The organism is Bariatricus massiliensis, assembly GCF_900086725.1.
Taxonomy (GTDB): domain Bacteria; phylum Bacillota; class Clostridia; order Lachnospirales; family Lachnospiraceae; genus Allocoprococcus; species Allocoprococcus massiliensis.
In genome coordinates, this window is the sequence record NZ_LT574838.1 from 793010 (window position 1) to 806852 (window position 13843).

General features: G+C 38.5%; 12 protein-coding genes. All 12 read right to left on the bottom strand.

The features are described 5' to 3' along the window. Window positions 1-461: 461 nt before the first annotated feature. Window positions 462-1652 (bottom strand): zinc ribbon domain-containing protein, encoded by a 1191-nt coding sequence (locus tag BN6465_RS15245; protein WP_066736793.1) that lies wholly within the window; start codon window positions 1650-1652, stop codon window positions 462-464. 295 nt (window positions 1653-1947) lie between these two features. Continuing rightward, entirely contained in the window at window positions 1948-3420 is a 1473-nt protein-coding gene (locus tag BN6465_RS15250; protein ID WP_066736798.1) for a flippase, read from the bottom strand. 30 nt (window positions 3421-3450) lie between these two features. After that, window positions 3451-4452, bottom strand: a complete 1002-nt coding sequence (locus BN6465_RS15255) for a glycosyltransferase family 2 protein (protein WP_066736806.1) — start codon at window positions 4450-4452, stop codon at window positions 3451-3453. After that, the gene (locus BN6465_RS15260; protein ID WP_066736811.1) at window positions 4445-5644 is read right to left on the bottom strand and encodes a hypothetical protein; all 1200 of its coding nucleotides are present in this window, start codon (window positions 5642-5644) and stop codon (window positions 4445-4447) included. The genes BN6465_RS15255 and BN6465_RS15260 overlap by 8 nt, the downstream gene beginning before the upstream one ends. A gap of 23 nt (window positions 5645-5667) precedes the next feature. Continuing rightward, the gene (gene glf / locus BN6465_RS15265; protein WP_066736813.1) at window positions 5668-6744 is read right to left on the bottom strand and encodes a UDP-galactopyranose mutase; all 1077 of its coding nucleotides are present in this window, start codon (window positions 6742-6744) and stop codon (window positions 5668-5670) included. Between the two features lie 37 nt (window positions 6745-6781). Continuing rightward, window positions 6782-7930 carry a glycosyltransferase gene (locus tag BN6465_RS15270; RefSeq protein WP_066736816.1) on the bottom strand — a complete coding sequence of 383 codons (1149 nt, stop codon included), beginning with the start codon at window positions 7928-7930 and terminating at the stop codon, window positions 6782-6784. A 1-nt stretch (window position 7931) separates the two neighbouring features. Continuing rightward, window positions 7932-8768, bottom strand: coding sequence for a LicD family protein (locus BN6465_RS15275; RefSeq protein ID WP_066736817.1), 837 nt, complete (start codon window positions 8766-8768; stop codon window positions 7932-7934). 31 nt (window positions 8769-8799) lie between these two features. Beyond that, window positions 8800-9639: a LicD family protein gene (locus BN6465_RS15280; RefSeq protein ID WP_066736819.1), complete on the bottom strand. Its 840-nt coding sequence runs from the start codon at window positions 9637-9639 to the stop codon at window positions 8800-8802. A 14-nt stretch (window positions 9640-9653) separates the two neighbouring features. Beyond that, a complete protein-coding gene (tagD, locus tag BN6465_RS15285; RefSeq protein WP_066736820.1) occupies window positions 9654-10061 on the bottom strand; it encodes a glycerol-3-phosphate cytidylyltransferase in 408 nt (135 codons plus the stop codon). 187 nt (window positions 10062-10248) lie between these two features. Further along, window positions 10249-11439 carry a zinc ribbon domain-containing protein gene (locus BN6465_RS15290; RefSeq protein ID WP_066736821.1) on the bottom strand — a complete coding sequence of 397 codons (1191 nt, stop codon included), beginning with the start codon at window positions 11437-11439 and terminating at the stop codon, window positions 10249-10251. A gap of 395 nt (window positions 11440-11834) precedes the next feature. Then, window positions 11835-13148 carry a sensor histidine kinase gene (locus tag BN6465_RS15295; protein WP_066736822.1) on the bottom strand — a complete coding sequence of 438 codons (1314 nt, stop codon included), beginning with the start codon at window positions 13146-13148 and terminating at the stop codon, window positions 11835-11837. Further along, window positions 13138-13818, bottom strand: coding sequence for a winged helix-turn-helix domain-containing protein (locus BN6465_RS15300; protein ID WP_066736824.1), 681 nt, complete (start codon window positions 13816-13818; stop codon window positions 13138-13140). Before BN6465_RS15300 ends, BN6465_RS15295 begins: the two co-directional genes overlap by 11 nt. Window positions 13819-13843: the final 25 nt, after the last annotated feature.

The following is a 13843-nucleotide window of genomic DNA, read 5'->3' on the forward strand; positions in this document are numbered from 1 at the left end:
TTGTTGCTTTTCACACATTCTTTTCGACCACTGCATCCCGCTGTCACTTATTGTAGAATTCAATCGTGTTTCTTACATATTTTCCTTCCAATCACCGATTGCCCCCTATTATGTAGGTGTACACTTTACGAAAATGTTTTAATCCTCGCACTGATAACTACATCCATACAGGTCTGCCCTTCATCAAAATGTTTTACCCCATGTGCAAAACCCATCTCATTTCAAAACACTTTCCAAAGCCAGACATTGCTCAGTCCACTTTTCTTATATCTTTGTTACAAACACTAAGCCTTTATATCATTAATTTTATGAAAATAACTTCGAATACTCTCTGCCCACACTCAGGACAACTCTTCGCCGACCCAGTCTCCAGAGCCAACCGGCGGTATTCAACCAAAAAGCAAAAGCCTGTAGCTTCCGCCCTTCCCCACGGTTTCCCGCAGGCTCTATAAAACCAGTGGTCATCCCACCTGTTTTCCAAAACTCTTCAGGCATTTCCTTCCCAAATTTATTGCGGCATTCAGATACCGGTTGCCGCTATGCCCTTCCGGACAGACAAACTCCGCATCCTTTTTCCGTATCTGCTTCCCGCACACGGCACATTGGGAGCTAACTCCCGCCGCATCGGTCTCAAGCACCACTATCCCGGCCTTCCATGCCTTATACTTCAATTTTTCACGAATCTGATTACTCAGATGCAGCGCCGACCAGTTCCCCGATGCCTTCATCACATACTTGCTGTAATCCTCCGAATACACCGGCAGGACCAGCACACTCGCCTGATGCTCCACACAATACTCCACGATTTCACGGCTGAACTTATGGGAATAATACTCATTCAGATATTTCAGCTTCATCCAATACTTTTGGTTGCTCCGGCCTCCAGTCTGATTCCCCGTCGCTTTCTGTGAGCGTTCGAGCGTTTCCTGCACCTTCCTGCATAGATGAGCATACTCCGCACCGCCTTTTATAAAGCGCACCGTCTTCTGCTCCCCTTCACTGTCCATCACGCACAAAACAGCCAGCCTGTCCCTGTTCGTGAATTGGACGGCTGCAATGTTCTCCCCATCTGCAATACGCTCCTTAGCCTTCCTGCCGTCCGGAACCTCTTCCCGCACCGGCACATGGAGCTCAACCTGCTCTCCCTTTAATATCACCGAAGGAGAAAGACATTCTTCCGTTGGACTAAAGGTGTTGCCGGATAATCTGCAGTGCAACCAGCGCCATGCCTCGCCATCCCAGACCTTCAGCTCCACAGACTTTTCATTCAGGTCCTTATACATTCCTTTATAAAAGGTGACTGATGCCGCAAAACTCTCCGTCTGTTTCCACTGTCTGTCCCTTGCCAGATAGCTTTTCCCCGCCGCAATCGCCGCATTAATGGCAGCCCTGCGAAAATACAAAGGAATTTTCTTCCATGGCAGGGGAAACGGTACTTCTTTCTTATCTCTTCCCACAATGGTCAGCTGCTCCAGACTTCTCATGACCTGCTGGCTGCCAGCATTCAATTGCGCCTGCTGATTCAAATACAGTTCATAGTAGAACTGCAGCACTTCGTTGTAGAGCATCCGCGTCCTCTCAAGCCACTCCTGGTGATTGCAGCGGAGTATAAACTTTCTAGTCGTGACTGTATAATATGTAGGATTCTTCATTTTTCGGATTTTTTCCTCGCCAAATTTCGTAGAGTACGATACTTCACGAGATTATTAGGCATTATTCCAGTTTTATTAACCATAGCTTTTATGACTTTTTGCTGAAATTTGTAGAAACTCATATAAATGTAAACAATATTAGACAAGAAAGTTCTCTCCTCTTTACTTTTCTAATTGATTGTGCTAAGATATTTAAGAATTTGATAAAAAAGCACAAAAAAATATCGTGAAGTATCGTACTTCACGATATTTTTTCTATCTTTAATTTTAGAAATAAATAGAATAGTCCTGCATATTAGCGACATCTATTTTTAAAAATTACCTTTATTTTATCTATTAATTCTGCTTCCATTTCTAAAACAAGCTTATATTTTGCTTTTGTCAACGTCAATATGTATATCATAAAAAACAATATCATGGAGATTAAAAGGGTAAAAAAAGGTATAAGATCAAGTAATTTAATAGTTGAAGCTAAAGCACCGCTCAAGACTAATGCTACAAAAATTTTTACAAAATACATATTTTTATATATTTCTTTCATGATGTTTTTCAAGGCAGCGTATTGTACCGCAAACACCGCCAACTCTGCTGCTAAAGTTCCTACCGCTGCTCCCACTGATGCATATTGGGGGATAAGAATCAGATTAATTATTAAATTAACAGCCGCCCCCACTATCTCTGAATAAAGCACATATTTCTCTTTACCTAATGGAATTAGTATTTGTATTCCCATAATGTTTGTCAGTCCAACGAGAAAAACTGTTGGCATTATAATCTGCATTGGCAGTATAGCGCCATTAAACGCTGAGCCTGATAAAAAGTAGATTCCCTGTTTCGCGAATAGGATAAAATATACCGAAACAGCTGCAGATAATATAAGAACAAAAGAGAACGCTTTCTGTATAATATTCTTAAATGCTTCTTCATGTCCATGCTCTATATAGTAAGATGTTCTTGGCAACAACACGGTTCCCAAGGAGGTGACAAAACTTATTAATATCGTTTTTATCTTTACTGCCGCATTATAATAGCCAACATCAGTGTCTGTTTTCATAAACCCTAACATCACTGTGTCGAGATGTGTATAGATTGTGGTAGCAACAGACATCGCAAAAAAGATAAAAATTGCTTTTATATGCTTTTTCAGTTGTAGTCTATAATCACTTTTTTTTCTCTCAATAAATTTCCTCATATTTATGAAATTTAATAAGTTAGAAGCTGAAGCGGCAAAAATAGATATTGCTCCATATAAAATATAATCATTTTTATCATGAATTAAAATAAACATAGCCACAATAGCTATTATTTTAAACACCATAGAGCGTATAGTTATATAGGCATATTCTTCCAGTGCTTTATACAGCCATTCAACACCAAATGTATTAAATAACATCGTTAAACTGACAATTATCATTAGTTCTTTTTCTTCTGCCAATTGTGGAATATTATAAAGAGAAATGAAAAAGAATACATAAGATATAATAGTTGTACATATATTAATAAGCATTATTTCTCTGACTGTGTTTGTTAATTCCTCTTTTTTATCCCGAACTCTTGCACAGGCCCGGATTCCATATGTTGGTATACCCAATTGAGCAAATACATTAAAGTAATAAATTACAGACGTTGCAAATGAAACCTTGCCCGTCCCATCCGGCAACAGAATTCTGGAAATATACGGGAATGTTATCAAAGGAAATATTAAATTTGATGCGGTGAGAATACTATTGAAAATAAAATTTAATTTAAGTGATTTTTTAGTTTTCACTTTCTGTTCCCTTTCTATATGAAAATTTCCTTAATTAACATTTTTTTTCATTTGTTTTGTTACAAACGCCAGAATTGGATAAAGACAGAATCTGCTTTTCACTAATAACCTTATTCTCTTATTCTTACTTACACTGAACACTTCCGGACAAAGGTTATTGACTTTTTCATAAAATTGAAGCATTTCTTGTTTAACTTTTATATTACTATCCATTAAAAAGTATATGTTGAATTGAACACTGAGCATTTTTGTTACGGCAAATAAAAAATATTCTATTTTATTCCGACTCATTTCTTCTTTCTTTTGATTCAGGAACTCAAGAAGAGAGAAGATAACCTCCTCATGCATCTTTCGATTTTTGCAAAAATTATTTCTGCTTACGCTTTGTGACTGATTAAATATCCTGTATTGATAGATACAGTCTTCATAAAAAACTACAGATTTGATGTATGGTACCGGAAATAAATTATACTCCTGATCCACATAATATCTATTTTCATCAATATGTATGTGGTGCTCTTTTAGCAAAGAAGTCAAATAGGTTATCGCCGGCATTCCAAATACAGTATCCAGAGAACATATCTCATCAAAACTATATTCATAATTAAACTTAACCCCTGAAAACTCTTTTCTTTCTTTTGCTCCTGTATTATTATTCACAGTTTCAAATGGATTTATAATCAAATCATATTGACTATTTTTTTTCAGCTTTTCTACAAGTTTCTGTATCCCTATTTTGTCTACCCAGTCATCACCATCAAGAATTTTCACATATTTCCCTGTGGCATTCTGAATTCCACAGTTTATCGCTGAGCCATGCCCACCATTATTTTTTGATATGATGCGAATACTATCGGGATACTTCTCCTCATACACTAATGCCTTTTGTTCCGTTGTATCCAATGAACCGTCATTTATGATAAGTATCTCAATATCATCCAGTATTTCAGGTATTATCAAAGATTCTATTGTTTTTTCTATGTAGTTTTCAACATTGTATGCCGGTATTACAATTGTAAGAATTTTATCCATCTTTATGTTCTCCTCTTCTCCATGAAAATGTCTTTTTATTCAGAGTCTTAAATAAATTAGTTCCTATTACAAACCAAAATGTATTGTAATGCATATATAATATTAAATCATCAACCATTCCATGGCCTGCCATAAAAAATAATGCTATTACCAAATAGTATTGTTTTTGGCGATAGCACTGTACAAGAGTAGCCGTAAACAGTGCTAAAAATAGTACTGTAAATACAATTCCATAATGTTGCAATATCTGAATATACAAATTATCAACATATGTATACGTACCTAAGTTTTTATTTCCATATGCATCAAGACCGTTTCCCACCCAATTGATTTCATCTCCAAATAAGGATACACCATTCTCTAATAACGACGCTTGTCCTAGAGACAATCGTTTTTCAAATATCATGTTTAATTCATTCTGCCATTTTATATTGGGGTTAAAAGTAATGGTTAAATACATACTGCCTAAAAAAGTGATAATGAAAGAAAAAATCATTAATCGATAAATTATTTTTCCTTTTGTTATTAGCATAGGTTTGTATTTTAAGACAGCTGAGCCCACAATCAGCAGTACCGCTAAATAAAAAGCAAGCCGTGAATTCGTCTTTTCAAATATCCAAAAGTTTACCATGAAATAGAATAACAATTTTTTCCATTTTATTGCAGTTTTGTTTATACATATATCCAATGCTGTAATATTGAAAATAAGTGCAGGCCCAAATAATGCATAGCGAAAGCCAAGATATTCTCTCACACGTCCTAAACTTGAAATAGATATATGATTATCAATAATTCCAATATAACTACTAATTATAATAAATGCCACTAAAAACGTTGTAAGTATAATTGTGAATCCACCAATCTTATCAAAAGAAATATGTCTTGCGCAAAAAACATAAATAAGTATACAAATTACAGTATTCTGTGTAGCCCCCGTACTCACTCTCCATATAGTCAAAATAGAAATGATACATAGAACGGCGCCTGCCAAACTTTTTAATGTATATTTACCAAAAGTAATCTCTTGATAAACAAGAAGAACGACACATAAAACTAGTATTAATTTAAAAGGTGTTCCGATAAAATACTTAAAATAAAACGAAGAACTCAATATAGAAAAAGTCATAAATATACCATAAGAAATAAAAAATGGACGTTCAGATGACCGAATTTTGGGTATACTAATTTTCATATAATCTCCTTCTCCCCTTTAATTTACAAGGACATATTTAGTATTTTATCCACAATCTGGTCCATACTATAATACTGGTACTCACCCAGTCTTCCTATAAATGCGATACTGTCGTCTTTACTTAAGGCTTGATATTTATGATATAAATCTCTATTCTGCCCGGTCGGTATCGGATAAGAACTATCCCCATTCCAACTTGGATATTCCTTAGCTATTACCGTAGCGTGCGTATAGTGCGGAAGAAAATGTTTAAACTCTGTAATGCGAGTATATTCGTAATCATTAGGATAATTGATAACTCCTGCGGATTGATACCACTCTTTTTCATACCGTTCAAATTTAAATTTCACACATCGATATGGCAATTTTCCTAACTTAAAGTTGTAAAACTCGTCAATCGAACCGGAATAATACAATTTACTGTAAGTAATTTGTGACTTTATTTCTTCAAATTCTGTATTCAACATAATTTTAATATTTGTATGGTCCAAGATTTTTTTAATCATTTCAGTGTAGCCGTTAACCGGAATTCCTTGATATTTAACCGTAAAATAGCGGTCGTCACGATTGCTTCTAATTGGAATTCTGGAAACAATTTCCGGGGGTAATTCCTCCGGGGCGACGCCCCATTGTTTCTGCGTATAATTTTTGAAAAAATTATCATAAAATAATGTTCCAATCTGGCTCTCTACAACTTCTTTAACATTAGTTATTTCATCATATTTTTTCTTTTGCCTTTCGAAATACTGACTAAGCGTTTCAGCCGTGAAATTTTCGTTTAAAAAGCTATTGACCGTATCTAAGTTAATAGGCATTGGATACAGTTTACCACCAATATAGATTTTCACCTTGTGCTGATAATCATACCAATCAGTAAAACGCGATAAAAAAGACCAGACTTTTTCATTATCTGTTCTAAAAATGTGAGGCCCATATTTATGAATGATAATCCCATCTTGATTTCTATAATCAAAACAAAAGCCGCCTACAAAAGAATTTTTGTCAACTATGAGTATAGATGCATCTTTCTCTTCAGCCAGCCTCCTTGCCATAACGGCGCCGGCAATCCCCGCTCCTACAATTACATAATCAAAATACATGATTTTTCTCCTTTTATTAAACATCTTTCCAAAAGCTTTATTTAACTGTCTTAGAATAAATCTCCCGAAGTCTTTGTGCTGAAGCCTCTATGCTGTAGCCCTTTTTATCCACTTTTTCTGCATAGCTCTTTCTGTCGTATTCAATTTTGTCCACATGTTCAATAGCCTCCACCCACGGTTCTACGCCTTTATCTATCGGACAATATTGAACCAAATCCGTAAGTTTTGCCTGTGCTGATATTTTATCGGACAGTACGCACTGTGCTCCAGATGCCTGAGCCTCGACCGCAACCAGCGGAAGACCTTCAAAACGGGACGGCAATAAAAACACATCCATTGCTTTCATATAATTGCTCACTTCATTTGTACTAGTAATATGCTTAATGTGATTTTCCAATCCCAACTGTTCTATTTGGCACGCTACCTCTTTTTCCAGTTCTCCTTGTCCTATCATCAAAAGTCTTGCATCTTTATTTCTTTTAAAAACTGCAGCAAACACCTTTATTAAAAATTCATGGTTTTTTTGATAGGAAAAATGTCCGATATGTGCCAATATATATTTATCTTCCCACCCCAGCGCTCTTCTTACTTTTATCCTTGTGCTATCCTCAAAACAGTATTCTGATATTTCTATGCCATTATTAATAATCTCAAATGTATTATTCCTTATTATTTTTTTCGGGTACATCCATTTTGCTGCTTTTTCAGAACATGCAAGATAATCTGTTGCAACAAAAGGGAAAAATAGCTTACTTATATTATGATAAAATATTTTTCTGTGCTGTTTTTTATTATCGATTCCCGACGAATGGGAATGTATGATAATCCTTTCCACCCCTACCAATTTAGCTACAAACGCAAAGATAATTGCATTTTGTGCTCTATCAGCATGAATATGGACGAATTTATACTTGTTTTCTTTTATGATTCTTTTTAAGTATCTCGCCCGTTGAAACCATACAAGAATTTTATTATTTTTGTTGCTTATAAAGTTAAAAATCCTGCCTTCATTATTAAGTATCGATTCCGTGTAAATAGACTTCGGTATAGGTTTCCAGCCGCAGTAATCAAAAATATACTGTTGTCTTTCCAGCTTCATCCCCAAATTATAGACAATCGTTGACAACCCTCTTATCCCAAAATTGTATACATTTACATTAAGTATATGCTCCGGTCTATTTTCCATCTTAATCACTATCTCCATTCATAATTATAGCCTTCAGCCCATGATGATTCCGTTCTTCTTCTGCCGGAGGCTGCATGTAATCACCATACAGCTGACGGCACACAGTATCAAAGTCTACCGGTCCACATATCTCTATATCTTCAAATGCATACAAAGAGCCTTCTCCATAAACTTTTTTATGAAACATCTCTTTAAACTTGTATGCTCCCATTGCGTTTACAAGATAGTTTGACTGCTCATATGGAAATTTGGTAAGTGCTTTCTCCAATTTGTTCAAACAATCTTCAGTGTTCAGTAAAGTCTGGATTGAAAAATGACGCCCCACAAAAATCAGCGCCTTCTCATACCACGGACGATTCTTTTTATTTACATTTACCAGTGTGTCAAAACAAGAGAAGCGGTAAATCATCCTTAAGAAAAGTACATACAATTTCCAAATAGTACGAAGTATCATATTATTTGGCATACCATCTAATGGGAAAATATCAATCCAGGCAAAAGAATGTTCTTCTTTCATATTATCGTGACGGATTATTTTAATACTTGTATCTTCTAGCCTTCCAAAATATCTTATATATTGGGGGTCACTATGAAAATCGTGAAAATGAATCGTGTTGTCCAACTCTTTGGAAAATATAGCGCTCAATCTGTCATAATCAGGTCTTGGAACGCCTATGTCCATGTCATCATCCCAAGGGATGAATCCTTTGTGGCGTACCGCTCCCAGCAAAGTTCCACCCAAGGCATAATAAGTTATTCCATATTGCCTGCATATTTCATCAAATTTTTTAAACAAACGTAATTCTGTAAGCTGTAGTTCTCTTAACTTATCGCTCATGATTCTCCTCTAATTCCATATCATTAGATTCTCACTCTATTAATTGTGCCGCATGTACATTTTTTTCAGCGTCATCTGGAATCCTCATATAATTCCCATACATCTGCTTTAACACAAAATCAGCATCAACCGGCCCCCAAAGCATCAAATCCTCAAATGGATATAATTTCCCTTTACCATAATACTTTTTCAAAAACATTTCTTTAAATTTGTACTGTCCCATAAAATTAATGATCCATCCCGTTTTTTCGATACTGTATTCCTTTAGCAGAGTATCCAGTTTTTCCAGCAGCTTTTTCGTATCCCCGTTTCTTCCCCATCCAGTAAGTTCAACGAATTTGATAATCACCTTTTCGGACAACGGCCTATTTGGACGCTTTAAATTAACTTGTTCAAAACAAGATATATGATATCGGGTCCTGACCCAAAGAAGTCTGGCCATATGTATTTTTCGAAGAATCACATTATCCGGCATGCCATCCAATGGAAAGATATCAATCCACACATTTTCTTCCCTTTCGAGCAAACTTCCGTTTCTTTTGACTGCATGTCTTCGGTCTACAATACGTGAAAAATAATAATGATGTGCTGTTTGATTTTTAAATGTCTGTAACTCTAGATAATCCGGCAATCGTTCCGCTACGGTAACAAGCAGTCTCTCATAATCTTCCCGTTCTATTCCTATATCAATATCATCATCCCACGGGATAAATCCCTGATGTCTTACGGCACCTAAAAGTGTACCTCCAAGCATATAGTATTTTATTCCCTCTTCTTCCAAGATATCTTTGATGATTCTAAAATTATCAAGGATAACACTTTGAACTACTGAAAGCTTATGTTCTTCAGCATCTGTTTGGATGGCCTTCATATTCCCTGTCTCCTCTATTTTTCTTCCTTTTTGACATTTAAATCAGCCTTTATCTGTGTCGTACTGATTTCCGGTGTTCTTGGCAAATATACAACTTTAACCCCTTCTTCTTCCAAGAAATCAAATTTCCCACGCCAATCATCTCCCATCACAAAAGTATCAATATAATACTCATGGACATCAGTGCGCTTTTGCTCCCAATTATTTTCTGGAATGACCAAATCCACAAAGCGAATAGACTCTAAAAGCATTTTCCTCTGTTCGTATGTAAAATAACATTTTTTATTTTTTTCTTTTAAATTGAATTCATCCGATGAAAGGACAACTATCAAATAATCCCCAAGCTCCTTCGCTCTTCGAAGTAAATTAATGTGTCCATAATGTAATAAATCAAATGTCCCATATGTAATTACACGCCTCATTTTATTCTGCACACCCTTTTCTTATATAATCTAATATTCTATAACTTCGAATACTCTCTGCCCACACTCTGGACACCTCTTCGCCGACCCAATCCCCAGAGCCGACCGGCGGTATTCAACCAAAAAGCAAAAGCCTTTAGCTTCCACCCTTCCCTACAGTTTCCCATAGGCTCTATAAAACCAGTGGTCATCCCACCTGTTTTCCAAAACTCTTTAGGCATTTCCTTCCCAGATTCAACGCCCCGTTCAGATACCGGTTCCCTTCATGCCCTTCCGGACAGGCAAACTCCGCATCCTTTTTCCGTATCTTCTTCCCACACACGGCACATTGGGAGCTGACTCCCGCCGCATCGGTCTCAAGCACCACTATCCCGGCCTTCCACGCCTTATACTTCAATTTTTCACGAATCTGATTGCTTAAATGCAGAGCCGACCAGTTTCCGGATGACTTCATCACATATCTGCTGTATTCCTCCGAATACACAGGCAGCACCAGCACACTTACCTGCCATTCAGCACAATAGTCCACGATTTCACGGCTGAACTTATGGGAATAATACTCATTCAGATGTTTCAGCTTCATCCAATATTTCTGATTGCTCTGGCCTCCAGCCTGATTCCCCGTCGCTTTCTGTGAGCGTTCGAGCGCTTCCTGCACCTTCCTGCATAGGTGGACATACTCCGCACCGCCTTTTATAAAGCGTGCGGCTTTCTGCTCTCCTTCACTGTCCAGCACACACATAACAGCCAGCCTGTCCCTGTTCGTGAATTGGACTGCGGCAATGTTCTCCCCATCTGCAATACGCTCCTTAGCCTTCCTGCCGTCCGGCACCGCTTCCCTCACCGGTACATGGAGCTCAGTCTGCTGTCCCTTTAATACCACCGAAGGAGAAAGACATTCTTCCGTTGGACTAAAGGTGTTGCCGGATAATCTGCAGTGCAACCAGCGCCATGCCTCACCGTCCCAGACCTTCAGCTCCACAGACTTTTCGTTCAGTCTCTTATACATTCCTTTATAAAAGGTGACCGATGCTGTAAATTTCTCCGTCTGTTTCCACTGTCTGTCCCTTGCCAGATAGCTTTTCCCCGCCGCAATCGCCGCATTAATGGCAGCCCTGCGAAAATACAAAGGAATTTTCTCCCATGGCAGGGGAAACGGTACTTCTTTCTTATCTCTTCCCACAATGGTCAGCTGCTCCAGACTTCTCATAACCTGCTGGCTGCCAGCATTTAATTGCGCCTGCTGATTCAAATACAGCTCATAGTAGAACTGCAGCACTTCGTTGTATAGCGTCTGCGTCCTCTGAAGCCACTCTCTATGATTGCAACGGAGAACGAACTTTTTTGTTAAAACTGTATAAAATGTTGGATTTTTCATATTTTAGGAACTTTTGCCCTTTACTGAATTTCGTAGAGTAATATACTTCACGAGAAATTTAGACAAATAATTACTGTAAAAAATTTACAGTATGATTTTTGCAATTATATTTTTTGATAATTTGAGGAAAATTGTAGAATTTTTTGTATATGTAAACAATATTAGACAAAAGAAAGGTTTAAAACTTTACTTTTTTAATCTGGTGTGCTAAGATAAATAAGGATTTTTAGAAAATATGCAAAAAATATCGTGAAGTATATTACTTCACGATATTTTTTCATTTACTCACTGAAATACATACCACACGATTATAAAAAAGACCTCTGACCGAGCATGTTTTCCACCATTCTGGCTTCTCATCCTGCTCCTACAGAGGTCTTTCATCGCTTCAAATTCTAATGAAAATTCAACTCCATCTTCGTCCCCACGCCGACTTTGCTCTCCACCTGTATATCCACCTCATGAAGCAGTGCCCCATGTTTTACAATAGAGAGTCCAAGCCCTGTTCCTCCAGTATCCCGTGAATGGCTTTTGTCCACCCGGTAGAACCGTTCAAATATTCGCTCCTGATGCTCCTCGGGAATGCCGATTCCGGTATCTCTGACACTGACTAAGCGGCCACGCAGCGTATTGCCTGCCCAAATACTCACTGTTCCGCCTTCAACATTATACTTAATAGCATTTTCACAGATATTATATATCATCTCATCCACGATTTGACGGATTCCCCGGAAAGTGACATGCTCACCGGACACTTCGATTCGAACCTTTTTCTTCTCGGCCTGAGGTGCCAGACGGCTCACCACTTCTCTGGCAAGGGCATACAAATCCACCTCTTCCTTCTCCAGCTCAATACTTCCCTCGTCTAATTTGGACAACTTGATAATGTCTCCTACAAGCGTTATCATCCGGCTGGCCTCGTGGTAGATCCGCTCCGAGAATCCCTGCATATCCTCCGGGCGCACCAGTCCATTCATCATAATCTCCGCATATCCAGAAATAGAAGTCAACGGCGTCTTCAGCTCGTGGGATACATTGGCAGAAAACTCCCGCCTCATCTGCTCTATTTTGTCTTTCTCCTTGTTCTGACGGTCAATCCGCTCCAGAAGCGGAGAAAGTTCCTCGTAAACGTCATTCTCCAGCGGCTTCTCCAAATCCAGTGTGTTGATAGGCCTTATTAGGCGGGCTACCTGATGGCGAGCTAGTATCCAGGACAGTATTCCCATGATAAGTCCAATTCCTATCATATAAGGAAGTACATTCAGTGCCGTGCGCCACACCGTATCCATTGTTTTGGATACCCGAAGAATACTGGAATCTTTCATTTTTATGGCATAGTAAAACATTTCTTTGCCAACAGTATCCGAAAGGCGGACATCCTTCCCGCTCCCAAACGCAGCGGCCTGCTCCACTTCTCTGCGGGATGCATGATTTTCCAGCGTCTGTGCATCATCCCCTGAATCATACAAAACGTTCCCGTTTTCCGCAATGAGCGTCACTCTCGTGTCCTTCCGGACATTATCCATATCTTCCAGATAGTATTTCCCCGAAATCTCCACGGCAGCCTTAATATACTCTGCCTCCTGTGCCAGCTCCCCTTCCATAATATTCAAGGTCTGCTGATAAACCACAACAGTAAGCAGTAAATAGGATATTAAAAGTGCCCCTGAAAGTATCAGGAGCATACTTTTTTGAATCTTACGCCTCATTGTCATCCCCCATCCGGTATCCAACGCCCCGTACCGTCTCGATATATTCTCCTGCTTTTCCCAGCTTCTGCCGCAGGGTTCTTACATGAACGTCCACCGTTCTCGTTTCCCCGTCGAAGTCGTACCCCCATATTTCTTCCAAAAGCCGGTCTCTGGTGAGCACAATGTTTCGATTCGTCATCAGCCTTTTTAACAACTCAAATTCTTTCAATGTCAAGGCGATTCCCTGTCCCTCTACCGTCACTTCATGTTTCTTCACATCCATACAGAGCTCTCCAAGCATATAGATATCCGCCTCGCTTTTTTTACCTGCGCGCCGCATTACTGCACGGATTCTTGAGACCAGTTCCATCATGCCAAAGGGCTTTGTCACATAGTCGTCCGCACCAGAATCCAGCCCCATGACCTTATCATACTCTGCTCCCTTAGCTGTCAGCATAACCACTGGTATATCCCGGGTTCTGGATGATGCCTTTAATTTTTTCAATATCTCCATACCGTCCTCGCCCGGCAGCATGATATCAAGCAGAACAAGCTCTGGCAATTCCTCTGCCAAAGCTTCAAAAAACTGTCTGCCATCTTCAAAACCACGAGCCGAGAAACCCGTAGTTTCCAGTGTATACACTACCAGCTCCCTGATATTTCCGTCATCTTCCACACAAAATATCATACTCTTATTTTTCTCCTTTTATATC